We start from the raw sequence: 25985 nt of genomic DNA, 5'->3' as shown, positions 1-25985 counted from the left end.
TTGGGTATTGAGTTAAAAACAAAAACCTCCACGTGTTAACTGGAGGCTTTGCTGGAATATCTACAATCGTCAATTAAGACAAGACTTTCGTAACCAAATCGGCAGCTTCCTTGAGTAGAATCGCGGAGTATACCTCCAATCCGGATTCGTCAATCAGCCGTTTAGCTTCTTCTGCGTTGGTACCCTGCAACCTTACGATGATGGGGACAGGGATGTTGCCGATTTCTTTGTAGGCATCGATAACACCTTGTGCCACACGGTCGCAACGGACAATCCCACCGAAGATGTTGATCAGGATAGCTTTCACATTCGGGTCTTTCAGGATGATGTTGAATCCTGCTTTGACTGTCTGTGCGTTTGCGGTGCCACCTACATCGAGGAAATTGGCGGGCTCACCACCGGCCAGTTTGATGATGTCCATGGTAGCCATAGCCAAGCCGGCACCGTTTACCATGCAGCCTACGTTGCCGTCGAGTTTCACATAGTTGAGGTTAGACTCGCCCGCTTCCACTTCCGTGGGATCCTCTTCGGTAACATCACGCATGGCAGCATAGTCCGGATGGCGGAACAGGCCATTTTCATCGAGGTTCACCTTGGCATCAACGGCCAGTATCTTGTCGTCAGAGGTCTTCAGCACCGGATTGATTTCAAACAATGAGGAGTCGGTCGATTCGTATGCTTTATAGAGTGCGGCAACGAATTTTGTCATGTCCTTGAACGCCGCACCGTCCAGCCCTAGGTTGAATGCAACCTTCCGGGCCTGGAAGGGACGAAGGCCTACCTTCGGGTCGATTTCCTCTTTGAAAATCAGGTGGGGGGTCTTTTCAGCCACCTGCTCGATGTCCATTCCCCCTTCGGTGGAGTACATGATGATGTTCCGGCCCCGAGCCCGGTCGAGCAGTACGCTCATGTAAAATTCTTTCGTTTCACTTTCGCCGGGGTAGTATACGTCTTGTGCGATTAACACTTTGTTTACCTTCTTGCCCTCAGGTCCGGTCTGTGGCGTGACCAACTGCATGCCGATGATATCGGTAGCGCGTTGCTTCACTTCATCAAGGTTTTTGGCAAGCTTGACCCCACCGCCTTTTCCGCGGCCACCGGCATGGATCTGGGCTTTTACCACCACCCAGTCGGAATTGTAGTCTTCCTTCAACTTTTTGGCTGCTTCCACAGCTTGTTCGGGTGTTTCGGCTACGATACCTTCCTGTACCCTAACGCCAAAACTTTTCAGTATTTGCTTACCTTGATATTCGTGAATGTTCATTTGTGTGAAATTTGCCGTAAAAGTAGGGTTTTAATCGCGAATGGTCAAGCTAAACCACTAAAAATCCATACCTTCGCACCATGTTAAGCGCAAGGGGTATATACAAATCGTATGGCGCACTGCCCATTTTGAAAGGGGTGGACCTGGAAGTGGCTACCGGAGAGATTGTCAGCCTCGTCGGCGCGTCTGGTGCGGGTAAAAGCACCCTTCTCCATATCATCGGTACATTGGATAGGCCCGACCGTGGCACGGTATCGCTCCAAGGTACAGATATCAGCACGCTCACGCCTAAGCAGCTGAGCGCGTTCCGCAACGAGCACATCGGATTTGTCTTCCAGTTTCACCACCTGCTGCCCGAGTTTACGGCATTGGAGAACGTATGTATCCCGGCTTATATCAAAAAAGTATCGCCCAAAGCGGCTGAACAGCGGGCCATGGAATTGCTAGCGCTGCTGGGTGTGGCCCACCGGAAGGGCCATAAGCCGGGCGAGCTCTCCGGCGGTGAGCAGCAGCGTGTAGCGGTGGCGCGGGCACTGGTGAACCGGCCAGCGGTGGTCCTCGCCGACGAGCCGTCGGGCAACCTCGATTCGGAGAATGCCGCCGCGCTGCACCAGCTGTTTGTAGACCTACGCACACAGCTCAACCAAACGTTCGTGGTGGTGACCCACAACGAAGAGCTGGCCAGCATCGCCGACCGCATGGTGCATATCAAAGATGGGGTGATCCAACCGGACTAGCAGTGGGATACGTATGTCAGGCAGGATATTGATAACACAGGGTACTAGGCCGTTTGCCCAACGCGTGGGTAAACTGCTGCAGGTACAGTACGAGGTGCTGTTCGGCGCTGCGGATGAGATTCCGCAGGTGCTGCTGCGTACCGGAAATTACATGCAGTTTCCGCAGGTAAATGCAGCGGCTTTCGAGCATGTGATGCTACGGACCTGTTTGGACGGTGGGGTGGACGTGCTGATCCCGCTTGGCGAGCAGGAAATCCGCGCGCTGGCCCGCACACAGCAGCTTTTTGCTGAATATGGCATAGCGGTATGGGTTCCCGATGCCGGACACTTAGACGAACTTGGCATGATGAGGAACCCCGGCCGGCACTACCCGCTACTCGTGCTCGACCGCGGGACAGCCGTTGTGGGCGAACAGCCGCCAACGCTAACCCATACCATGTCGGGCGTGTTTGCCCGACTAGATTCCGCCCATGAGTTGGCATGGTGCTGCATTGCCGATTAAACCTATGTGAATGTTTTGAATCAAACTGATATATGTTGACTTACGCAAATATCGATGCCGGTAAAAAGGCACTGCTTTTTGAGGTGGACAATGTGTTGTTCCCAAAAAAGGATTATTTGCTGCAGGTGTATTACCTGTTTGCCAATTTGCTGGAATATACCGAGACCGTGCCGCCTGCCTCGGAACTCACGGGGTTCCTTAAAACAGCTTATGAGCACCATGGCGAAGCCGGGCTTTTTGAACGTGCGGCGGAAGCATTCGGCATTGACCCCAAGTATAAAACGCAGTTTGAGCGTATGCATCACACCGCGCGCCTCCCGGTAAAACTCTTGCTTTACCAAGCGATGCTCGACCTGATGCGTGACGCCCACGGTGACGGAAAAAAACTGTTCATTTTTACGGACGGCAACCCTGCCATTCAATTGAATAAGCTACAGTATGTGGAATGGAACGGATTGGAACGGGCGGTGACAGTATATTTCCAAGCGGAGCTCCGGGCAAAGGGGTACGAGCCGATCGACCATTTATTGAAAAAAAACGGACTGAAAAAAGACGATGTGCTCTATATCTACGCTAGCGACAGCCCCGGTATGGCCGCAGCCTTGGGTATAGACCATATTGCTGCCGCCCGTTTTCTGGAAACCTCATCGTCTGAGCAGCGCGCTTACCCGGATAAACAATGAACATGACCAAATTTATGCGCCTCGCAGCCGTGTTGCTGCTATTGGGTACCTCAGCCGGTTGCAACCGCCAGACGGTAGTACCCGAGCTGGAACGGCCCGCCCGACCAGACACCGACGAAGACCTGTTGAAGGACTCGGTGTACTATTACACCTACGGATTTTACTTGTGGCAGGCTGACCTGCCCGATTGGTTTAGCGACATACGCGGCCATACCCGCCAATATAACTCGGCAGACGCCGTATTGGAGGCATTGAAAGGGTATGCACGCGACGGTAGTGGCAACCCATACGACCGGTTTAGTTTCTTAGATCGGTGGGGTACTATAAATGCCGAAATACAGCTGGGATATGCGGGTAACTTTGGGTTTGATGTGCGCTACAATAACGATACGGACCTCTATGTGAAAAAGGTGGATACGGGCTCGCCGGCTTACCAGCGCGGCATTCGGCGCGGCTGGCAGATCGTGTCAATAAACGGCGTGAGCGACCTGTCGCTATCATCTATGGAGCAGGATAACTTTACTTTCCTCTTCGATGCATTGGATGCCAGCCAGATCAACCTCGTGCTCCGGACGCCCAATGGCGAAGAGGTAAGCGTAGGTATGCAACGGGCTAACTACCAGATACAACCTATCCTGAGTCAGGGGGTATACAGTGTGACAAACAAAAAAGTGGGGTATTTTGCTTTTGACTCGTTTGTATCTACGGTCAACAGTCGCGGCGGCACAACCTATGTGAAGGACCAGCTCGACCAATTGATAGCCCAATTTGAGGCTGAAGGTGTTGATGAGTTGATCGTAGACCTGCGGTATAATGGGGGTGGAGCAGTGGTGACCGCCGAGTACCTCTCGGACCTCCTTGCCCCTACGTCGGTTGGAAACGGCGTGATGTACACCAACAAGGTCAATAATGGCCTCGACGCTTTTCTGCGGAGCCAGGGTATTCGCGTCGATTTTTCGCCAGTGAATTTCAATAAGACCAATGGGTTAGACCTCGATAGGATTTACTTTTTGGTAACCGAAGGTACGGCGTCGGCAAGTGAGCTGCTCATTAACAACCTGACCCCCCATATCGATGTGAAACTGATCGGTGAACATGCAACTTATGGTAAACCCGTAGGTTTCTTCAACTGGGATATCTTGGGGGTAGACCTCTACGCGGTATCGTTCCAGACATTCAATTCGATTGGATATGGCGACTATTTTTCAGGGCTACATGTTGATAAGCTGGTGTTTGATGATTTGACACGGGACTTCGGCGATCCACGGGAAGATATGGTTGCGGAAGCACTGTACTATGCTGAAAATGGCAGGTTTTCATCGAATACACAAAGCCAGCAGTTGAACGGACTGGCACGCTATGGGACAATGCGCGCCCGCGAAATAAACCGTACGCTCGACCGGCATGGCGTGAAAGGGATGTATACTTTCAGCGCGCATGTAACTCCGTAACACGAACGTTGCCAGCGAACGTTGCCTCCCCTGTGCGGGCCTTCCGTCAATAATTCGTATATTGCGCTTTCCAACGGGGGTTGGACTGACCACTAAAGGGAAAGCTGATGAAGGAAAGTAAACCGGCAACGATTAAGGAGATAGCGAAACGGTTGAAGATTTCACCGTCTACGGTCTCAAGGGCACTGAATGACCATCCGAGTATCGGTTTGGTAACAACCATGCGCGTGAAGAAAATGGCCGAGGAACTGAACTATGAGCCTAACCAGACAGCTATTTTCTTTAAGCAGCGTAAAACATTTACCATCGGTGTGGTATTGCCGAGCCTATCGGAACCTTTTTTTTCTGCGGCCATCAGTGAAATTGAAAATGTGGCCAACGATAAGAATTATACGGTCATCATGGGGCAGTCGCTGGATGATGCCGACCGTGAATTCCGTATCCTGCAAACGCTGAAAACACACCGGGTAGACGGCGTACTGATGTCGATCGGTAAGAATACCCGCGAATACCCCTTCATGGAGCTGCTGGAGGCCGCCGGTATACCCGTTGTCTTTTTCGACTGCGTGCCCGATCTGGATGACATCAACAAGGTGGTGAGCGATTTGGAAACCGGCATGCTGGAAGCAATTGACATGTTTGTTTCCTGCGGCCACCGTGCCATATCGCTTATCAACGGACCACCGCTGCTGCCGGCAAGTGTTGAACGCATGCGCGCCTACTTGAAGGGGCTCGAAAGAGCAGGTATTCCGTTCAAGGAAGAGTATGTGGTAAATACCGACCTTACTACAGAAGGCAACGAGGCTGCGATATCGCAATTACTGGCCCTGCCGCAGCGTCCGTCGGCCGTGGTCTCTTTCAATGACTACGTGGCGCTTGATGTCATGAAGTTGGTCCGCGAAAGGGGGGTAACCCTCAATCAGGATATCCATTTCATCAGCTATGCCAATTACCCGCTTTGGACATATATGGAAAACCCACCCATGGCATCCATCGAGCAGTTCCCTGGAGAACAGGGGAAAAAGGCTGCGGAGCTCCTCTTCGAACTAATCGATGCCCCAGAGCGGCCGGAACCGGTGAAAGTTACCTTTAAATCGCACCTGGTGAGTAAGGCGTAGCGGTATTTAGGTGTTTAGTATTTAGTATTTAGTATTTAGTAAAGTCGTAAGTCATCCGTGGCCGGCCTTTTGGGGTGCTTGTGGTCAGGAATGACTTACGACTAAAAAACACGAAAAGCTACAAATGGATTACTTCGCCATAGGCGTCTGCAGCAGCCTCCATGATAGCTTCGCTCATTGTGGGGTGTGGATGCACCGCTTTGATGATTTCATGTCCGGTGGTTTCCAGCTTGCGTGCGACCACTACTTCACCGATCATCTCGGTCACGTTGGCTCCGATCATGTGCGCCCCTAGGAATTCACCATATTTAGCGTCAAAAATCACTTTGACAAAACCGTCTTTTGCCCCGGCGGCGCTTGCCTTACCCGATGCGGAGAATGGGAATTTACCCACTTTGACTTCATATCCCGCTTCCTTGGCCGCCTTTTCGGTATAACCCACTGATGCTACTTCGGGCGAGCTGTAGGTACAGCCGGGTATGTTGTTGTAGTCTATGGGAGATACGTCTAACCCTTTTATCTTTTCAACACAGGTGATGCCTTCGGCCGAAGCGACGTGGGCGAGGGCCTGTCCTTTTACTATGTCGCCGATGGCGTACACGCCCGCTACATTGGTCTTGTAGAAGTCGTCGACCACCACACGGCCTTTTTCGGTCTTGACACCGACTTCTTCCAACCCTAAGTTTTCGATGTTCGGTGTGATGCCTACGGCCGATAGCACGGTCTCGGCCTCGATGGTTTCCGTGCCTTTGGCGGTCTTGACCTGTACCTTGCACAGCTTGCCGGAAGTGTCTACCGACTGTACTTCGGAGCTGGTAAGGATAGTTATCCCAGCTTTCTTAAGGCTGCGTTCCAACTGTTTGGAAATCTCTTCGTCTTCTACCGGGACGATACGGTCGAGGTATTCCACCACGGTGACCTTCGTGCCGATAGCACTGTAGAAATAGGCAAACTCAACGCCGATAGCTCCCGATCCGATAACCACCAAGGATTCGGGTTGCTTTTCGAGGTTCATGGCCTGCCGATACCCGATGATGCGCTTGCCGTCCTGTTTCAGGTTGGGGAGCTCACGCGACCGTGCCCCGGTGGCCAATATCGTATGTTTCGCCGTGTATGTCTTGGTGCTGCCTGCGTCGTCCTTCACTTCAACCTGGCCACCTTTTTTGATTTTGGCGGTGCCCATGATTACATCGATCTTGTTTTTCTTCATCAGGAACTGGATGCCTTTGCTCATCCCGTCGGCGACACCGCGGCTACGCTTCACAATTGCACCGAAATCAGCTTCACCGCCACTTACCTTGATACCATAATCTGCGGCGTGGTTGAGGTATTCGAATACCTGGGCACTTTTGAGCAACGCCTTGGTGGGGATACACCCCCAGTTAAGGCAGATGCCGCCGAGTGATTCCCGTTCTACAATAGCAGTTTTTAACCCAAGCTGTGAGGCCCGGATGGCGGCCACATAGCCACCCGGCCCGCTTCCGATTACAATGATGTCGTAGTTCATATATTTTAGTTGCTTTCTTGAGATTGATTCACGTTTCAGTTGCTATTCCAAACCTTTATAGTGGTTACAAACTTACATAAATTTTTTTAAGAATATCTTACCGTCACATTTCAGTCAAAGCGATCCGCCAATCTTATTCGGGGCGGATAATTGGCTATCTTGCGGCCCAAAATGATGAACGATGCGTATAACGAAACAAACCTTGAAATGGTTCTGTAATATTGCCCTCATCGAGGGGATATCGATGGTGGTGCTGGTCATGTTTTCGGTATTGAAGCGCACCACCGACTACGACTGGGCGGTATTGGGGGTAAAATATGTCGGCTGGGCCCACGGTGCCCTATTTATTGCCTACGTATACCTGCTCTGGGCCTGTATGGACCGGTATAAATGGAAAATAGGCCGGGTAATCACATTCTTTTTGGCATCATTGATTCCCTTTGCTCCCTTCTTTGTAGAAAGGAAGCTGCGGCATGAAGGATAGCGCTAGGGCTTGTTGGCGGAATTGGCATAGGTGATTTCCGTCTTGCCATGCGGCGTGGGATTGCCATCTACATCGAGGTTTACAAACACCAGTTTGTCGATCGTCAGAATGCTTTTACGGGTGATTTTATTGCGCACCTGGCACGTCAGCGTGATGGAGGTGCGCCCGAAATGCGTGGCGGTGATGCCGAGCTCGATGATATCGCCTTTGCGTGCCGAACTCACGAAATTGATTTCGGAGATAAACTTGGTAACCACATGTTGGTTGCCGAGCTGCACGATGGCGTAAATGACGGCCTCTTCGTCAATCCATCGGAGCAACGTGCCACCGAAAAGTGTCCCGTTGGGGTTTAGGTCTTCGGGTTTGACCCATTTTCGGGTATGGAAATTCATCGTGGGATCAAGCTTAAACTTACATGTGGATGGCACGGTTATCCGTGGCGGCAAGCGCTGCTTCCCGGAATGCCTCCGTGTAGGTAGGGTGGGCGTGACAGATCCGCGCAATGTCTTCGGCCGAGGCCCGGTATTCCATGGCTACGGCAGCTTCGGCAATCATATCGGCTGCGCGCGGCCCGATCATGTGCACACCGAGTATCTCGTCGGTTGCGGTATCAGCCAATACTTTTACGAAGCCATCGGTATCGCCGCTGGCTTTGGCGCGGCCACTGGCTTTGAACGGGAACGACCCCGCTTTATATCGGTGCCCCTCCGCCTTCAGCTGCTCTTCGGTTTTACCAACACTGGCAACCTCCGGCCATGTGTATACCACACCGGGAATAAGGTTGTAATCGATATGCGGTTTCTGGCCGGCCAGCCGCTCGGCAACATATACGCCTTCGTCTTCTGCTTTGTGGGCCAGCATGGCACCCTTTACCACGTCGCCGATGGCATAAACACCTGCCACGGGAGTTTCGAGGTGCTCGTTTACGGGTATCTTTTTACCCCGGTCCTCCAGTGTGATACCGATATTTTCGAGTCCGAGCCCCTCCGTATAAGCGGTACGGCCCACGGCTACAATGCAGTAGTCACCTTCCCACTTAACGGCCTCTCCCTTGGCATTTTCGGCATTCACGGTTACTTTCTTCCCTTTGGCCGTGGCGCCCGTTACCTTGTGTCCCAGGTAAAACTCCATGCCAAGCGATTTCTTCAGTACGCGCTGCAGCTCCTTACCCAGGCCACCGTCCATTGTGGGGATGATGCTTTTTTCATATTCCACTACCGATACCTTGGCGCCGAGGCGTGCGTATACCGAGCCAAGCTCCAGCCCGATAACCCCTCCACCGATGATGATCAGGTGGTTGGGCACTTCGCTGAGTGCCAGTGCTTCCGTAGAGGTGATGATTCGTTTCTTATCGATAGGCAGGAAGGGGAGTGCCGTGGGTTTAGATCCCGATGCAATGATTACGTTTTTGCCCGTGATCTGCTCCTTTTTTCCGTCGGACGTGGTGATCTTCACCGTGTTTTTGTCGACAAATGAGCCAACGCCAACGAAACTATCGATTTTGTTCTTCTTGAAGAGGAACGCGATCCCGGCAACGTTCTGGGCAATGACATCATCTTTCCGGGCAACCATCTTCTTCATATCTACCTCCAGGTCGCTGAGGTTGATGCCGTGCCCCCCGAAATGGTGGGCCGCATTATGGTAATGCTCCGAAGAGTCCAGCAATGCTTTCGATGGAATGCAGCCTACGTTGAGACAGGTGCCACCAAATGTGTTGTATTTTTCGATGATAGCGGTTTTCAAACCCAATTGGGCACAACGGATGGCGGCTACATACCCACCCGGCCCGCTGCCGATGATGATGACGTCGTATTGCATGTGATGAAATTATTCAATTCGATTTCCCAAAGATACACAAAAAAAGACAGCCGATTGACTGTCTTTTCAATATTTTATGCTGAGTAATCGGCTATTCAGCAACGATTTTACCTTGCATTACACCGTAGTGGCCGGGGAAGCTGCAAAGGAATGGATATACACCCTTACTATCCAGTGTGAATTCGATTGCGTCCGTTTCTCCAGGGCCCAGGAGTTTGGTGTGAGCAACGATAGACGAGGAGAACGTTACGGGGATGTATTCGGAATCGACAGCTTTGATGGCTTCGCCACCAAACGCAGGTAAATCCGTTCCGGGCTGCAGCACAACAACGTTGTGGCCCATGGATTCCTTAGGCATTTCGCCCACATTCTTAAAGGTTAACTTCACGGTCTCACCGGCTTTAACACGGAAAAGTGTTTTGTCAAATTGCATCAGGTCGTTACCTTCCAGTGCGATCTCGTTGCTAACGGCAACATCTTCCAAACCGGGGATGTCTACTGCAGGCGCTGCTTGCTCGGTAGCCGCGGTTTCCGTTGTTTCAGTTGATGATCCTTCATTGGATTGGTTACCTCCGCAAGCGGCGGCGAGAACTGCTCCCGCAACCACGGGGATTAAAAAAAACTGTTTCATTTTTTGTTTAAATCTAGTGTTCAGATAATGCTTTATCTATATTAACAATGCAACCTGTTGTTTGTTTGCGCCCCAAAGGTAAGCGAATTTGGAATGCAACAAAAGTGTATTTATCACTAAAATGTAATTTAATGCATTTTTAATATCATGCAGTGGTTTCATTTTTCGTTTCTGTAAGCGTTCTGATGAGCTGATACAAGGCCACGGGGTCAAAAGGCTTGCCTACCACGGCGTCGGCCCCTGCAGCATAAGCCGCTTGCTGTTCGCGTTGGAGCACCGATGCCGAAATAGAAATGATGGGGATCTGCCGGATGTGCTCCCGCTTGTCTTCCCTGATTGTCCGGATGGCTTCGAAACCGCTCATCACGGGCATGTGGGCATCCATGAGGATCAGGCTGTATGGGGTTGTTTCGACCTTGTCTAGCGCTTCTTTCCCGTTTTTTACCGTGTCTACCACGATGCCCCACGTTTTCAGCATGTGAGTCACCATGAAGCTGTTCAGCTCATTGTCTTCGGCCAATAGGATAGTGACGTCGTTGAGCGGTGCCAGATCGGTGTATTGTTTTTTGTCTGATTTCGGTGCCGTATCCGAATCGGCCTCGTCAAACCAGCAGGTGAATACGAATTCGCTGCCTTTACCCAGTTCGCTGTAGGCGTGGATTTCACCCTGGTAAAGGATAACCAGCCGTTTCACGATAGCAAGCCCGAGGCCGGTGCCGCCGAAACGTTTGGTAATCCCTTCTTCGCCCTGTTCGAACGATTGGAAAATCTTGTCGATGGCATTGCTGTTGATGCCGATACCGGTATCTTTTACAGAAAACTGGATATGGACACGTTGATCCTCGCAGCCGAGCAGTTTGGCTTCCAGTATTACGCTGCCCTGTTCGGTGAATTTGATGCCATTGGAGATGAGATTGCTCAGTATCTGTGTAAGCCGAAGTGAATCGGCCAAGATGTGTTTGGGTAGCTTGCTGTCTACGATGGTTTGGAAGACAATCCCCTTTTGTTCCGCCTTGTAATTAAAGAGGTTGTTGAGCTCCTCGATGATTTTGCTCAATGATGTACGTGAGTAGTCGAGCCGCATTTTGCCCGAATCGATTTTCGACAGGTCGAGGATATCGTTGATAATGAGGAGTAATTGTTGGGATGCATTTTCGAGGTAGTCCAACCACTCGGATTGCTGGTTATTGAGTGGCGAGTTGCGGAGCATCGTGGTAATGCCCATGATGCCGTTGATGGGTGTCCGGATTTCGTGGCTCATGTTGGCAAGGAAATTTTCTTTCGACTTGCGCGCTTGGTCAGCTTCTTTTTTTGCGTTGACCAACTCGATATGGGATCGTTCGAGTTCTTCGTTTTTTCGTTTCAGCTCCCGCTGGATATACACTTGCTGCATAAACGATTTCACTTTTGCAACGGTAATATCGGGATTTAGCGGTTTGTAAAGGTAATCTACCGCACCACTATGAAGCCCTTTGAGCAGGAATTTGTCTTCTTTGGATATTGCTGTTACCATGATGGCCATGATCTGCCAGGTCTTTGGATTGTTTTGAAGCAACGAAACGAATTCGAACCCGTTGATTTCTGGCATCTGCACATCTACCATCGCAATGGCGACATCGTTGTTCCAACAGTATCGGAGTGCGTCGTTGGGTGAGGTGCTTCCCCAGATATCCAGGTTGTCTATATCCGCTAGCAGTGCCTTCAGGCTCAATACATTCTCTTCTTTGTCGTCTACAATAACTAACTTCAATTTCTCCATGACTAATTCCTAAAAGTATAGTTGCTCAGCTGTTTGCTGAATATGATGAGTTCATCGTTTCTGAGGATCAGGTGGACACCCCCCAGCGCTACGGCTGCCGCAGGCATCGTGTCGATTTCCGCATAGCGGGGGTCCTGTGCGATGCATAGCCCGCCTGCACGGTGGATTGACATCATGCCCATGGCGCCGTCTTTGTTGGCTCCTGATAGCAATATTGCAGCGGTGGCTGGCCCGTACACGTCTGCTGCGCTCTGCATAGTCACGTCGATCGAGGGCCTGCAGAAATGAACGGGCTCGGAAACGTCCAAAGACAGGCTGCGGTTGGGTTCCACCAGCAGGTGGTATCCGGCAGGTGCGAAATATGCGGTGGCAGACTCAATCGGCTCTTTGTCGGCTGCTGCTTTGATACCGATAGCACATTTATCGGCAAGCTTCTTTTCGAGGTGCGTTTCATACCGGGCATTCCGGTGGATGACCGCCAAGACACCATAAGGGAGGGTCGGCGGCAGTGCTTGAAGTATATGCGTCAACAACTCAAAACCGCCGGCCGAACAGCCTAGAACGAGTACTCCGGTGCGTTGGAGCTTGTAGACGATATGTGTACTTAATTCAAGCAATTTTTTGGTAAATATTATATGTTTTATTGATTATACGGAATTTATTTTTCAGATCATTCGAGGCGAGTGTCTCCTTGGCGCCGAGGCAGAGGAAACCGAATAAAGTTAGGCTTGCGTGGAGCAATTCGGTTATTTTATATTGGAATGCTGTATCGAAATAAATGAGCACGTTGCGGCAGGTAATCAGTTGGAACTCATTGAAGACGCCATCGGAGATGAGGTTGTGTGTTGAAAACAAGATGTTCTTACGGAGCTCGTGCCGGATAACCGCGGCATCGTATTTCGCTGTATAGTATCCCGACAGTGAGCTGTTCGGCTCAGTTTGCAGGTAATTATCGGAATATGTCTTCATTTTTCTCAGGTCGATGACTCCCTGTTTGGCACGTTCTATAACCGCTGTGTTGATGTCCGTACCATAGATGAAAGAGCGGTTGTACAATCCTTGTTCGCTAAGTACGATGGCAAGGGAATAAACTTCTTCACCCGTCGCACATCCCGCACTCCATACCTTGATATGCGGGAAGGTTGCTAGGTAAGGGCATATTTCCTCGCGTACGCTTTTGTAGAACGGCGGATCGCGGAACATCTCGGTCACGTTGACCGTGATCTCGATAAGGAATTTGTTGAAGAAACCCGGTGAATTCACTAAGTTGTATTTCAAGCCGGCAAAGTCAATGTCGTAAATCGTTAGGATACGCGATACACGGCGTTTGAGGGACGCACGCGAATAGCCGCCTAAATCGAAACTATAGACGTTGTCGACCAGCGCTATGAGCTCTTCGATGTGTCCGAATGATATTGCCATTACCTGTTACTTAACTTAGCCATACCCGTATCAGTGAAAGCAGCTTTTTTATGTCAACCGGCTTCGCGATATAGTCGTTGGCACCGGCATCAAGTACGCGCTGGCGGTCGTCCGGCATTGCTTTGGCCGTTATGGCAATGATGGGTAGCTCCGAGAACTTCTTGTTTGCTCGAATTTCCGCAATCGCTTCATAGCCATCCATTTCGGGCATCATGATATCCATCAAAACCAAGGCGATATCAGGATTGCTTTGCAGCACTTCCAACGCTTCGCGCCCATTGTTGGCTGTGTCAACAGCCATTTCATACGGCGCAAATACCATGTTCAACGAAAAAATATTCCGCATATCATCATCCACCAGCAAGATACGTTTTCCCGTCAATACATCATCCATTTGGATGGGGTTTGATCCGGGGTGTACCGACTGGAGCCGATCAGCCGTGGGGTTGTCGTCGTTCAGTCTGTTTATGAACAAGTGCACCTCGTCTAGGATACGGGTATTGGATTTGTCCGATTTCAGCACCATGGTTTTGGCATGCTCCAGAATATGGCTGGTCATTTCGGATGTGAGTTCCATGGCGGTATTGATGATTACCGGTATATCGCCATGTTGCGGCTTGCTCTTTATCGTGTCTAGCAGGTCAATCCCCGAAATGTCGGGGAGGTCGAGATCCAATACGATGCAATCGTAATGCTCGCCCGATTCCAGGGAGTCGAGCGCCTCCCTGCCGGTGAAGGCCTGCGTTACGTCCACGCCGCTGTTCAGTAAGAAGTCTTTTAGATTATCGCTTTGTATCTCATGGTCTTCCACCACGAGCACTTTTTTCAGCGGCGTTGCTATAATCTGGTGCAGGTGGATGAATACCTCATCCAGTGATTTCTTATTAACCGGTTTTTCCAGGAATCCTACCGTATCGGCTTCGATATCGATACGTTTCCGATGATCGGCCGACATCAGGTGTACCGGGATATTCTGGGTGGCTGGATTGCTCTTCAATTTTTTGAGTACCGTCCATCCGTCCATTACGGGCAGCATAATGTCGAGGATGATGGCGTCGGGCCGTAAATCGGCAGCCATTTTCAAGCCTGTGTCGCCCTGATTAGCGACCAGTGTTTCAAAGCCCCTTTCTTTGGCATACGTCGCTAAGATATCAGCGAAAAAGGCGTCGTCTTCAATAATCAGTAGCCGTTTCGGCCCGGTGGTGTCCGTTACCGATGGCCGTGGTGTCACAGCCATTGTTTTTGGGGCCTGCGCTAGCGCGGGGCCAGCTGTATCGGCCATCTGCGGATCGTGGCGTAGCGGCAGGAATAAGGTGAAGGTGCTGCCCCGGCCCAATTCGCTTTCCAGCTGGATGTGGCCACCAAGCAGTGCGGCTAGCTCCTTGGAGATAGACAGCCCGAGCCCGGTGCCACCGAATTGGCGGCTCGTGGAGCCGTCGGCCTGTTTGAATGCCTCGAAAATCAGCTGCTGTTTCTCATCGGAAATGCCCACCCCGGTGTCTGACACGGCGATTGCCAGGGCTTGGTCGGCCAGGGTGAACCGCAGTTCTACCCGCCCCTCTTCTTTCGTGAATTTGAAGGCGTTGGAAAGTAGGTTCCTGAGTATTTGCCTTAAACGCTGCTCATCGGAAGTGATGGCAGCGGGTACACCTTCGTCCACCGAAATACGGAAGTCGATTGATTTACTGTCGGCAACGCTCCCGAAAAGGTCGAGCATGTCTTCCGCGATCGACGATAAGGCGATGGATTCCATCAATAATTCGACATTCCCCGACTCGATTTTCGACAAGTCCAAGATATCGTTGATGAGGCCGAGCAAATCCGATCCTGCATTGTGGATAACGGAAGCATATTTCACCTGTTCGGCGTTGAGGTTGCCGTTTTTATTGTCTTCCAGCAACTTGGCAAGGATGAGGATACTGTTGAGTGGTGTGCGCAGTTCATGGCTAATATTGGCCATAAACTCCGATTTATATTTGCCCGATTGTTCCAACTCGTCGACCTTCATGGCGAACGACTGTCGGGCGAGTTCCAGGGAGACGTTGTGCTCTTCCAGGAGGTGGGCTTTTTCTTCGAGCTCCAGGTTGGTGTGCTTGAGTTCCTCTTGGTTTACCCGCAATTCCTCTTGTTGTGCCTCCAGCTCTTCGGCCTGTTGCTGGGTCTCTTCGTAAAGGTGGGTGAGGGCGGCATGTGCGTACGACACTTTACTGGCTACCGCCAATGTAATGCCCGCCCGGTCGAGGAAACGGAGGGTTTTCTTATCCACCTCGCGGAAAAAGCCGATTTCCATCACGCCCAGCACTTCTTCTTCGTATACCAAGGGTTGGATAACAATATTTCTCGGTTGGGTATGGCCTAATGAAGAGGTTACAGTGAGGTAGTTTTCAGGTATGTCGGGCAAGACGAATTGTTTTTTTGCCGAAATGCTTTCGCCAATAAGACCTTGCCCAGTTATGATTTTTGGCTGTATATCAGGAGTCTCAACGGCGTAAGACCCCGCATGGACATACACGTCGCTACTGGAGGCACTACGGAGGTAAATCATCCCTACCTTTGCCTGTACGTGCTGGCAGACTATCCGGATGGCATTTATAGCAATCTCCTTTTCGCTACGCCCGCCGCGCGTGTGGTCGTCGAGGCCTGCCAAACCATTCAATATCCAGTTGTCATCCTCTTTTTCTCTGGAGAGCCTGCTTAAATCGCGGTTAGCCTTACGGGTGTGGAGGGCGATTTTCTTATAGTGTTCAAATGTCTTAGTGATGTAAAACAGTAGCCATACCACGAGTGCAAAAACGAGTACCGCGGAGACGAGAAATGTAGTGCGTATGCTGGTAAGGGTAGTGTGGACGATGTCTAACTGCTTGAATAGTAAAAGTAGGTAGGAGAGGCTGATAAGCAGTATAGCGATCAACAAAGAGAAACCAATATAAATGTGTGCCCTGAACGTTAGTCTTTTCATGATCGTTTTCCCCATTTGTTGCAAAAGTACAAAAAGTCGAGACATGAATAGTGTCCCGCTTTTCATCTTGGCGCTAGAGTATCGGATACCTCTCGAACGGTTTTGTAGGGTCAAATAAGTATCGGTATGTGTGGTGGGTTTTATATATAGTCCCGCCGATATACCGTGCCACGTTCATCATTTTCGGGTTGAAATCGCCAATCCAGTTCATCTGCAGCTCTTCATATCCCGTTTGTGCGGGGTCTTGTACCACTTTGGCGGCGGCCACCACGAGGGCGGCTTCCACACCTTTGCGTTGGTGATCGGGCACCACACCGAAAACGATGCCAAACATCGTCTTGCAGCGTTTCCGCCATTTATTCCAAACAAAAAGGAGTTTGCCCCATAAAGTCAATTTGCCGTCCATGTATTTTACGATCAGTTGGTTTACATCGGGTATATTGACCCAGAATGCCACCGGCTTGCCTTGATAGTAAGCAAACCAGATAATTTTGGGGTCGACAACCGGCTTCAGGCTTTGCATGAGCTTATGTGCATTTTCGATGCTCATGGGACTCACCCCCTCGTGCCTTGCCCAAGCTTCGTTATACACCGTGCAGAAGTCTTCCGCAGCTTTGCCGAGGTTGTTGCGGCTTATGTGGCCGAAGGTATAACCTGCATCTTGCAAGGTGCTCATCGCTTTTTCACCCACTTTGCTCGATAGCTTGGCAGCGATTTCCCGGCGGTAAGTGAATTGCTTGAAGTACAGCTCGAAGCCATAACTTTCGAATAATTTTTGGTAATAGGGCGGGTTGTAGTTGCAGCAATAGCACGGTGCGTAGAAACCATCGACGAGCAGGCCCCACCAGCGCTCGCGATTGCCGAAATTGATCGGACCATCCATAGCTTGGATACCTCTTTCCTGCAACCATTCCTTTGCGGTGTCAAAAAGTAGGTTGGCCGCCTGCTGATTATCGACGCACTCGAAAAAACCGCAGCCCCCCACGGGGAATTCATCCCGTTCGAATGTGTTGGTGCTGTAAAACGCGGCGATGCGGCCGATGTAACGACCTGTGCCGTCGCGGAGCAGCCACCGGGCACATTCGCCCGTATGGTGGCGTGGGTTGGTCTCCGGGTCGAAAACATGGTGCACATCGTTGTCGAGCGGCCGGATGTAATGCGGGTCATCTTTGTACAAGGGGAGAGCCATCGTTACGAACGATTGGGCCAGCTGTTTTCCTATAACGGGTATGATATCCATATATGCTGTCGAATCGATTCAATCGGTGCTAAAAATAGCGGTTTGTTCCCGTTTCCACAAGTTTCACGGTGTTTGCTTTGGCGGAAGCGGTGCCCGCTCCCGGTATTGCCGGGAGGAAAAGGTTTGAGTTTTTTGAGTTAGCTGCAAAAAAGTTGTACCTTTAGGAGCAATAAACGCATTTTAAAACGTATTTGACCTTATGGATCCGAGTTTCACCCCCATTTTGATTATTGTAGGAGCTATTGTTGCTTTTTTTATACTGCTGTACCTCCTCCCCGTAAATCTCTGGTTTACTGCCCAGTTATCTGGTGTCCGTATCAACCTGCTCAACCTGTTGCTGATGCGCTTGCGGAAAGTTCCGCCGGCATTGGTGACCAATGCCATGATTACGTCTACCAAGGCGGGGTTAGACATCACGTCGAATGAAATCGAAACCCACTTTTTGGCGGGTGGGAATGTCAATAACGTTATCAAAGCATTGATATCTGCGGACAAAGCTAACATCCCATTGGATTTTAAGCTGGCGACGGCTATCGATTTGGCCGGCCGGGATGTTTTTGATGCTGTGCAGATATCGGTAAATCCGCGGGTAATCAACACGCCGCCCGTGGCTGCCGTGGCAAAAGACGGGATCCAGCTCATTGCCAAGGCGCGGGTAACGGTGAGGGCCAACATCAACCAATTGGTGGGTGGTGCCGGCGAAGAGACCATCCTCGCCCGGGTAGGAGAGGGGATCGTCTCTACGATCGGGTCGGCATCAAACCACAAAGAGGTTCTGGAAAGCCCCGACCGTATATCAAAAACTGTGCTTTCCAAGGGGCTGGATAGCGGAACGGCATTCGAAATTTTGTCTATCGATATTGCTGACATTGATATCGGCGAGAATATTGGAGCGAAGTTGCAGACCGATCAGGCGGAGGCCGACCTGAAAGTAGCGAATGCACGTGCAGAAGAACGCCGTGCCATGGCCGTGGCATCTGAACAGGAAATGCGGGCAAAAGCACAGGAGGCGCGGGCAAAAGTAATCGAAGCAGAAGCGCAGGTGCCCCTTGCGATGGCCGAAGCGTTCCGCAATGGCAACCTAGGGGTCATGGACTACTACCGGATGCAGAATATACAAGCCGATACCGATATGCGCGGATCCATAGCAAAACCGGGCGGAGACACGGGGAAAGGCAGTGGCGGTAGTCTACATAAAAAAGGCTAAGCCATAGCAGTTAGGTGAATGGCCGCCTGTTGATTGCAACAGGCGGTTTTTTTGTGGCGCCGTTGGCCGAGGAAATCAAACGATGTCGTGAAATAACGATAACGGGGTAGAAAGATAACGGGGTAGAAAAAAACAAAACCCCGGTGATGGGCACCGGGGTTTGTTACTAACCAATTATAAACCTAAATTATGAAAAGACAATCTAAATCCCCGGTATCACCCGGGTTAAAATCTTACTGCAAAAGTACGCAACTTTTTTTATTCCTAACAATAGTTTTGTAAATAAATTGTCAAAAGAACTTTTGCTGAATGTGCCTTAAAAACTATCGTATGCATATTCATGATGATATAATCAAAACGCATGCCAAACTTCAACAATATTCACTTAGTGTTCAAATAACACTGTTTCAGCCTGATGTTGGACATGGACATTCTCGTGTGCCTGCCATGACACCTGTCATAAAATCAGACGGGGTGTCTGGATCTGCCAACGGAATGTTTTTTTGACAGTGCATTTTCAGGTTGCGGATTTTATTTTAAGTTTGGCCCATATTACAGGGTATGATGTTATTTGATCGGTTTAAACAGGTGCGGGCATTTGTTTTCGCTTTTGAAGGCGTATGTGCCGAAAGTAGGCTTTGGGTATCGGCCCAAGGTGATCGATGGTATGCCTTCGATAGCAGGGATCGCTATGCGCTGCAACTGGCGGCGTCCCGCTATCCCGTTGCCGTTGTCGGGGGGAGTGTGTATCCCGCCGGGGTAGGGCAATGGTTGGACGGATTGGGTGTCGTAGATTTATTTTTCGGTATTGACGACCAACGTGCTGCCTTGAGCAATTGGATGACTGGCAACGGGCTCGATGCCGACAGTGTGTTGGCCATGGGTAGCGATATGGCAGATTTAGCGTTTATGGCCGATACGGGATTCGGTGCCAGTCCCGCCGATGCGGTTCCGGATGTGAAGGCTGCATCTGCTTATATATCGCGCTGCAATGGCGGTGCGGGTGCCGTGCGGGATGTTATCGAGAAGGTAATGAAGCTCCAGGGAACATGGAGCGGCGGTCATCGTCTAAAAATACGGTCATGATGAAAGTTATCCTCGCTTCGCAGTCGCCCCGCCGCCGTGAATTGCTTTCATCGATGGGAGTGTCTTTCGAAGTATCGGTGCGCGCTGTAGATGAGCAATTCCCGGATGGGTTCGACCCGGTGGACGCCGTGCGCCATATTGCCGAAAAGAAAGCTGCTGCTTTTGTGGGAGCGGTAGCAGATGAGCTGGTCATTGCCGCCGATACGATTGTTGCGGTCGATCGGCAGATCCTCGGCAAGCCAAAGGACCGTACCGAAGCCATCGGTATGCTGATGAGCTTATCGGGCCGGAAACATGAGGTCATCACGGCGGTATCCTTGTTGCATAATGGTCTTATTCAGACTTTCCATGAAGTTACGGAAGTCTATTTCCGGGTCTTGTCCGACCAAGAGATAGATTACTACATCGACCAATTCAGACCTTACGACAAAGCAGGGAGTTACGGTATCCAGGAATGGATCGGAACGGTGGCCATCGAGCAGATTGTGGGATCCTACACTAATGTGGTGGGGTTGCCGACTCAACGGTTGTACCGTGTTCTCAAAACATCCTATCCGGACGCCGTAATTCCCTGATTGTGGTGCATCATGGTAATCCTGGCATGATCGGCATCAATTGATGCTGAACCTCACTCCAGCATAAAACATCCTACCTGTGAGCGGGCCCCACAGCAGGGAGGTGTCGAAAAACTCACTGAACGGTTGGTCTGCTGCCAAGACCGGATTTTGCTGGAAGAAATTTGTCAGGTTTTCGCCGCCTATATACAGGTCGATCGGCCGTGCTTTCCCAATCGTTTTGCTCACCTGCGCATTCATGGTTACGTACGACTTCGAATAATCGGGCATCCGGTAGTCGACCGGATTGGCTACCGTTGATGGCAGCCTTTTCTGACCTGTGATATTCAGCGTATAATCGAAATGCCACCCGCCACTGTGGGTATTGTATGCTAAGTTGAGGAAACCGCGGTGTCGTGCTACGAGCGGCTTTTGCAACAACTCATTCCCGTAGGTGGTTTTCACGTCGAAAAAGCGATAAGCCATCCGCGTTTCAAAATGGGGCAACGGCATGAACCGCAGCTCTGTCTGCAGGCTGTTTGAATAGGATTTCCCATCCAGGTTATAAAAAGCCAATTCGCGGGGGTTTTCGAAGTCTACGACCACTTGGTTGGTGAAATCGTTCCGGAAAAACTCGGTGCTGAAAGAAGCCTGTCGATTGAACATCCGGAAAGATTGGTCGAAGCTGATACCCGTATTCCAGGCTACCTCCGGTTTAAGCCCGTACGCATTTTCTGCGGTGTTGGCAGCCGCAATTCGGACCGAACGGGAGCTGGCCAATGCAGCCGTATTCTCGGCGAAAATATTGGCCGTCCGTTGTCCGCGGCCGCCGCTGACCCGGAACGTGGTGCCTGTTACCGGCTGGTAGCGCAGGTGTACCCGCGGCGTGGCAAACCAACCATATAGGCTGTTATAATCACCACGGATCCCGGCTACGGCATCGAATTTATCTGACGGGCTGTATGTGTATTCGAAGAACCCGCCCGGCACCACCTCGGTGCGTCTGAACTGATCCGCCATGTACCGCTCGTCATAGCGATCGTATTGCATGCTGAGCCCTGTACGGTATTTATGTACCACCGTACCGATGATGTCCTGGTAGATCAAGTTGGCGTAGGCGTTCTGTTGGTCGGCATCGTAAGTGCGTATGCCGAAATAAGAACGCTGATTGTACGCAGTACCCGATAGTTGCAGCCCGATGCTGCGTTGGGTGTTGTGGGGAAAAACATAGCCGATTTTGGCAAATGCTTCGTATCGCTCAATATCGAAAGCAAGGCCGTAGCGGTTCTCGGTCAGTTTATCGGTTGTGGGGTTGAAGTCGATCTCTCCCCCAGTACGGTCGTCGCTGAGGAATTTCACCCCGAATTGGAGGATAAAGCCCTTGCCATCTTCATACTTCCAGCGGCCCACTCCAGAGAAGATATTACCTATCGGAGCGTCACGGAAGCCATTGTTGCTGAAGTTCATGTGTTTGTTGTACATGAAGTTATCGTGCAGCAACAAACTGCCTGCCCAGCGTTCGTTAAACTGGTGGGAAAGGTTGAGGTTCACGTCGGTACGCCCCATGTTATTGCCATAGGCATTGAAAAATAGCTTTTCGGATGTACCGGGTTTTTTCAGTTCCACGTTGATTTGTCCGGCTATGTTTTCGAAGCCGTTCACTACCGACCCGATACCTTTGCCGATCTGGATAGACTCGATCCAGGTGCCCGATATGCTGTTCAGCCCTAGCGGGGTAGCCAATCCACGCGGCCCGGGGAGGTTTTCTACGGTGAGCTGGGTGTAGGTGCCGCTGAGCCCTAGCATCTGGATTTGTTTACTGCCGGTTACGGCATCGCTGTTCACCACATCTACCGATGCATTGGTTTCGAAGCTTTCACTCAGGTCGCAGCAAGCGGCCTTAAAGAGCTCTTGGCCGGTCAGCATTTCCAGCCGGGTGGGGCTAAGTGCGGCGATGTAGTTTGACCGGCGCCTGGCCGATACGGTCACCTCGGCCAAAACATTGTCTTTGGCGGTGACCACCACAACCTCATGTGGATCGGTTACCGGGACGGTATCGGGCTGTAGACCTACGTATGAGATGATAAGTTGCTTGCGCCCTGCCTCATGTGCAATCCGGAATACACCCGATTCGTCAGAGCGCGCATTTATCGATGGGGCCTCCAGCCAACGAACGTTCGCATGTTCGATGGGGGTTAATTCGCCGCGGTTGTTTTCCTGCATGATGATACCTGTAACCGTATGGCTGCCGTGCGCATCCTGCCCGCCGGTTTTATGCGCGTTTTTTTCGTCGTGGTATTGGCAGCAGGCAGGGAGCGCCTCGTACGCCGCTTGCGAGGCGGTACTGCCATCCACATCGTGGCCGGCGGCTAGGATGCGCCGCTTGGCTGCTTCTACGTCGTACGTGGCATCATGGTGTAGGGTAAGTAAGCCAGTGCCCGCATTCCAATCGGCCTTTATCAATCCGCTGCTATCGGCAGCCTGTTCAATGCGGGCTTCGCACATGCCGCACATACCGGCAACGGTAAAGGTTGATGTATTGTCTTGCGCTACTGCCGGCCATGCGGTCGCTGCCAGCAGCATGCATAAGATGATATTCGTTTTGATGAAATAAGTCATTGTCGTATTTGATTTTAATCCTAAACATCTTCTAAAAACGGGATGTGAACCACGCACAGCCCGATGAACGACGGGTTTTTACCGTGTTCACGCAAGTTGGATGTATAAAATCAAATGCGGTAGGTGCAGTGCCGGATGAATAGAGGAGTGGTCTCGGCATGCGGTGCGGTGATTGTTGGCTCAGCCGCGTGGTGATTGTCTATGGGGAAGACCGATGCCTGTACCAGCATAAAGACCAATAGCTCCAACGACTGGATCTTCAGTAGGTTCTTATCGCTGCTGGGCAGGTGCTCTCCCGTTGTTTTCTGTACGTCTACCTGGATGTCCTGGCAATGGTCGTGCGACGGGGCATCGTTGATACAATGTTGCGTGTCAACGCAATCGGAATGGGCATCGTTTTGGTGGTGGTTGAGGCAGAGCGTACAGTCTTCATGGTTGGTGGTATGCTCTTGTTCCATGGTTAAATGCTGGAGTTTACCGCAGCAATAATGTAGGTGTACAGTGGCTCCCGTTGCTGAAAAAGCATATACGAATACAAGCCATATGGTGAACACCTTTGACATGGTAGGGCAAAGATAAAGAAAAACCCCACAGGTTTCAATATCCCTGCGGGGTTTTTAGCTTATTTTACTTCTTCGGCATCTGTTATGCCGTCGTCGGGGCCATCCTTTTTCCGCTTTTTATGATTTTCGGTATCGGTTGTGGTCGGCTTGTTTTTAGCCTCGCCGAGGTAGTTGGGGAGTTCCATCCCAGCCATATCGAAGATATCTTTCAGTGGCGGTACGGATTTATATAATCCCGAAACGAAATTAGCGGTCGATGTTTTGCCGTCCTCGTTGGAGCCGGTTCCACCGTCCCACACAGTCACCTTGTCGATCTTGATGTTCTTGATGGCTTCTGTTTGCAGCTTGACAAGCTCGGGGAGTTTATCGGTAATCAACAGCAATACGGCATCTTTGGGATTGTTTCCGGCGGATTTGACAATTTCATTAAGCCCTTCTGCTTGTTTGGTAAGCATTTCGTATACCCCCCGTGCTTCAGCTTCCAGCTTAGCAAAAATGGCGTCTGCTTCGCCGCGTGCTTTTTCGCGCAATTGTTCGGCTTCGGCCTGGGCTTCGATGATGGCTTTTTGCTTTTGGATTTCTGCCGCCACCACGATAGAGGCGTTTTGGGCTGCGCGGTCCCGCTCGGCCCGTGCGTTCTCGGCCCGTTGTTCGGCCTTGTATGCCTCTTCAAGGGCCAGCGCTTGCTGCACTTTCTCGGCAGCTACCGCCTTTTTCAGTGCTTCGGCCTCCCGTTCCCGGCGCTCGGCCTCCGAATCGGCAATTTGTATTTTCGAAAGGTTCTCACCCTGCACGGCGATGGCGTTTGCGTCGGCTACTTTCACACGGGTATCGCGTTCGGCTTCCGCCTTACCGATGTTCTCGTCGCGCAGTGCGCCGGCAATGTTCACTTCCCGGTCTTTGTCGGCTATAGCAACCTCGATATCTCGGTCCCGCTGCATTTCTGCCACCTTGATGTCTCGTTCCTTTTCAGCTTCTGTTTTTCCCACATCGCCCAGCCTTTCCTGTTCGGCCACCCGGATTTTGGCTTCATTGATGGCCTTTGCGGCCGCCTCTTTACCCAACGCATCGATGTAACCGCTTTCGTCTTTGATATCGGTAACGTTTACGTTGATCATCTTCAACCCGATCTTGTTGAGCTCGGCCTCCACATTGGTGCCGATATTATGCAGGAATTTGTCGCGGTTGTTGTTGATTTCCTCGATATCCATCATCGCCACCACAAGGCGCATCTGCCCGAGGATGATGTCTTTCGCAAGTTCGTGGATTTCGGGGCGCTGCATGCCGAGCAGACGCTCTGCCGCATTCATCATCACGGTTGGCTCGGTAGAGATACCCACCGTATAGCGGGAGGGTACATCTACACGGATATTCTGTTTGCTGAGCGCGCTGGTGAGGTTTACCTCGATAGAAATCGGTGTGAGGTCGAGAAACGCATAATCCTGGATGACCGGCCAGATGAATGCGGCGCCGCCATGGATGCATTTGGCAACACGGGTGAGGTCGGAGGCGTTTTTCCCGACCTTCCCATAAACGACCAGGATGCGGTCTGATGGGCAGCGCTTGTAACGCTTGAACAACGATACGATAAATACGAAGACAATGATGATGCCAACGGCAATCGCGACTAATATAAACTCCATACGGCTTTCAGTGTTAGTTGGTGCAAATATATGTGTTAATAAGCAGTTTTTCGTTATCAATTGTACATTGGCCGAATGATATCCGGGCTACCGAATCGATCCATTATCAGCCTTTACCTGTTACCAGCAGGATGCTTTCGTTTACAATGCCGATTACAGTAACCGGCTTCCCTGTCGGGATGTCCTCCTCATCGTCAGTAAGCGCGCGGAGTTCCCGTAGGGATCCCTGTACCCGGATATGCACCTTGCCGTAGCCGCTGCGTATGGCCGGGATGCGCAAGTATGTTTCGGCTTGCTTGTGCAGCGCGTTCTGAATCTGCAGTGTGCCGCTTGAACGCAGCTTCGCCATCTGTGAAAAGAGGTAGAACATGATCAACACGATAATAACACCGGATAGGGTAGACCAAATAACGACCTGTGCTAACGGAAGGTCGGCTTTCAGGCAGCCCAATCCCACCCAACCGAAAACGGTGAAGAAAGTAATGAAGTTCTTGACGGTGAAAAACTGGTAATCAATGCCGCTGTCTCCGTCCACGTATTCATCCGAATCGCCAAAGGCCCCGTCATCATCACCGCCACCGCCAACGAAAGCGAGGATTGTCTGGATGACAAACATGAAAGAGAATAGTAAGGCGATTGCCCAAAAGAACTTCTCGATGCCCCCGAGCGCCTGCCACCATGTGGCTATGGATAGTGTTATGTTCATTTCCTGCCTAGATTATAATGAAGCCGTGTGTT

The 25985-nt window shown here is 51.1% G+C and carries 23 protein-coding genes; 9 read left to right on the top strand and 14 right to left on the bottom strand.

Annotation, left to right across the window (positions count from 1 at the left end; translation table 11 throughout):
* Positions 1-73 precede the first annotated feature (73 nt).
* Positions 74-1264 carry an ADP-forming succinate--CoA ligase subunit beta gene (gene sucC / locus NGM62_RS04590; protein ID WP_262246149.1) on the bottom strand — a complete coding sequence of 397 codons (1191 nt, stop codon included), beginning with the start codon at positions 1262-1264 and terminating at the stop codon, positions 74-76.
* 80 nt (positions 1265-1344) lie between these two features.
* Between sucC and NGM62_RS04585 the strand changes: the two genes are divergently transcribed.
* The 5 genes from NGM62_RS04585 (at position 1345) to NGM62_RS04565 (ending at position 5755) form a co-directional block, all read left to right on the top strand.
* On the top strand, positions 1345-2001 hold the full coding sequence (locus NGM62_RS04585) for an ABC transporter ATP-binding protein (protein ID WP_262246147.1): 657 nt from the start codon (positions 1345-1347) through the stop codon (positions 1999-2001).
* Positions 2002-2014: 13 nt separating this feature from the next.
* The gene (locus NGM62_RS04580; protein WP_262246144.1) at positions 2015-2503 is read left to right on the top strand and encodes a hypothetical protein; all 489 of its coding nucleotides are present in this window, start codon (positions 2015-2017) and stop codon (positions 2501-2503) included.
* Positions 2504-2535: 32 nt separating this feature from the next.
* Positions 2536-3186, top strand: a complete 651-nt coding sequence (locus NGM62_RS04575) for an HAD family hydrolase (RefSeq protein WP_262246142.1) — start codon at positions 2536-2538, stop codon at positions 3184-3186.
* On the top strand, positions 3183-4637 hold the full coding sequence (locus tag NGM62_RS04570) for a S41 family peptidase (protein ID WP_262246140.1): 1455 nt from the start codon (positions 3183-3185) through the stop codon (positions 4635-4637). Before NGM62_RS04575 ends, NGM62_RS04570 begins: the two co-directional genes overlap by 4 nt.
* Positions 4638-4744: 107 nt before the next feature.
* A complete protein-coding gene (locus NGM62_RS04565) occupies positions 4745-5755 on the top strand; it encodes a LacI family DNA-binding transcriptional regulator (RefSeq protein WP_262246138.1) in 1011 nt (336 codons plus the stop codon).
* A 118-nt stretch (positions 5756-5873) separates the two neighbouring features.
* On the opposite strand, the gene lpdA (NGM62_RS04560) is transcribed toward NGM62_RS04565, so the two are convergent.
* Positions 5874-7262, bottom strand: coding sequence for a dihydrolipoyl dehydrogenase (gene lpdA / locus NGM62_RS04560; protein WP_262246136.1), 1389 nt, complete (start codon positions 7260-7262; stop codon positions 5874-5876).
* A gap of 181 nt (positions 7263-7443) precedes the next feature.
* Between lpdA (NGM62_RS04560) and NGM62_RS04555 the strand changes: the two genes are divergently transcribed.
* Positions 7444-7746 carry a DUF3817 domain-containing protein gene (locus NGM62_RS04555; protein ID WP_262246135.1) on the top strand — a complete coding sequence of 101 codons (303 nt, stop codon included), beginning with the start codon at positions 7444-7446 and terminating at the stop codon, positions 7744-7746.
* A 2-nt stretch (positions 7747-7748) separates the two neighbouring features.
* Here NGM62_RS04555 and NGM62_RS04550 read toward each other — a convergent pair whose 3' ends face one another.
* From NGM62_RS04550 to NGM62_RS04515, 8 genes are all read right to left on the bottom strand, one after another.
* The gene (locus NGM62_RS04550) at positions 7749-8138 is read right to left on the bottom strand and encodes an acyl-CoA thioesterase (protein WP_262246134.1); all 390 of its coding nucleotides are present in this window, start codon (positions 8136-8138) and stop codon (positions 7749-7751) included.
* Between the two features lie 19 nt (positions 8139-8157).
* On the bottom strand, positions 8158-9564 hold the full coding sequence (gene lpdA, locus NGM62_RS04545) for a dihydrolipoyl dehydrogenase (RefSeq protein ID WP_262246132.1): 1407 nt from the start codon (positions 9562-9564) through the stop codon (positions 8158-8160).
* A 91-nt stretch (positions 9565-9655) separates the two neighbouring features.
* A complete protein-coding gene (locus NGM62_RS04540) occupies positions 9656-10195 on the bottom strand; it encodes an azurin (RefSeq protein ID WP_262246130.1) in 540 nt (179 codons plus the stop codon).
* Between the two features lie 145 nt (positions 10196-10340).
* Positions 10341-11954: a response regulator gene (locus NGM62_RS04535; RefSeq protein ID WP_262246128.1), complete on the bottom strand. Its 1614-nt coding sequence runs from the start codon at positions 11952-11954 to the stop codon at positions 10341-10343.
* Positions 11955-11956: 2 nt separating this feature from the next.
* On the bottom strand, positions 11957-12571 hold the full coding sequence (locus tag NGM62_RS04530) for a chemotaxis protein CheB (RefSeq protein WP_262246126.1): 615 nt from the start codon (positions 12569-12571) through the stop codon (positions 11957-11959).
* Positions 12564-13376, bottom strand: coding sequence for a CheR family methyltransferase (locus NGM62_RS04525; RefSeq protein WP_262246125.1), 813 nt, complete (start codon positions 13374-13376; stop codon positions 12564-12566). Before NGM62_RS04525 ends, NGM62_RS04530 begins: the two co-directional genes overlap by 8 nt.
* A 10-nt stretch (positions 13377-13386) precedes the next feature.
* Positions 13387-16335, bottom strand: a complete 2949-nt coding sequence (locus NGM62_RS04520) for a hybrid sensor histidine kinase/response regulator (RefSeq protein WP_262246123.1) — start codon at positions 16333-16335, stop codon at positions 13387-13389.
* A gap of 73 nt (positions 16336-16408) precedes the next feature.
* Positions 16409-17575 carry a hypothetical protein gene (locus NGM62_RS04515; RefSeq protein ID WP_262246121.1) on the bottom strand — a complete coding sequence of 389 codons (1167 nt, stop codon included), beginning with the start codon at positions 17573-17575 and terminating at the stop codon, positions 16409-16411.
* 199 nt (positions 17576-17774) lie between these two features.
* On the opposite strand from NGM62_RS04515, the gene floA reads away from it, so the two are divergent.
* From floA to NGM62_RS04500, 3 genes are all read left to right on the top strand, one after another.
* Complete coding sequence (gene floA / locus NGM62_RS04510; protein ID WP_262246120.1) at positions 17775-18782, top strand: flotillin-like protein FloA; 1008 nt, start codon at positions 17775-17777, stop codon at positions 18780-18782.
* A 561-nt stretch (positions 18783-19343) separates the two neighbouring features.
* Positions 19344-19868, top strand: coding sequence for a KdsC family phosphatase (locus NGM62_RS04505; protein ID WP_262246117.1), 525 nt, complete (start codon positions 19344-19346; stop codon positions 19866-19868).
* Complete coding sequence (locus NGM62_RS04500; protein WP_262246115.1) at positions 19865-20443, top strand: Maf family protein; 579 nt, start codon at positions 19865-19867, stop codon at positions 20441-20443. The genes NGM62_RS04505 and NGM62_RS04500 overlap by 4 nt, the downstream gene beginning before the upstream one ends.
* A gap of 36 nt (positions 20444-20479) precedes the next feature.
* Here NGM62_RS04500 and NGM62_RS04495 read toward each other — a convergent pair whose 3' ends face one another.
* The 4 genes from NGM62_RS04495 to NGM62_RS04480 all read right to left on the bottom strand — a co-directional run bounded on the left by NGM62_RS04495 (position 20480) and on the right by NGM62_RS04480 (position 25953).
* Positions 20480-23041: a TonB-dependent receptor domain-containing protein gene (locus tag NGM62_RS04495; RefSeq protein WP_262246113.1), complete on the bottom strand. Its 2562-nt coding sequence runs from the start codon at positions 23039-23041 to the stop codon at positions 20480-20482.
* A gap of 110 nt (positions 23042-23151) precedes the next feature.
* Entirely contained in the window at positions 23152-23499 is a 348-nt protein-coding gene (locus NGM62_RS04490) for a hypothetical protein (RefSeq protein WP_262246111.1), read from the bottom strand.
* 164 nt (positions 23500-23663) lie between these two features.
* On the bottom strand, positions 23664-25247 hold the full coding sequence (locus NGM62_RS04485; RefSeq protein ID WP_262246109.1) for a flotillin family protein: 1584 nt from the start codon (positions 25245-25247) through the stop codon (positions 23664-23666).
* Between the two features lie 106 nt (positions 25248-25353).
* A complete protein-coding gene (locus NGM62_RS04480; RefSeq protein ID WP_262246107.1) occupies positions 25354-25953 on the bottom strand; it encodes a hypothetical protein in 600 nt (199 codons plus the stop codon).
* Positions 25954-25985 lie beyond the last annotated feature (32 nt).

Source organism: Parapedobacter soli (genome assembly GCF_025460835.1).
Taxonomy (GTDB): Bacteria; Bacteroidota; Bacteroidia; order Sphingobacteriales; family Sphingobacteriaceae; genus Parapedobacter; species Parapedobacter soli.
The sequence above is the reverse complement of the archived record's forward strand: the minus strand, read 5'-3'. Positions and strand labels throughout refer to the sequence as shown.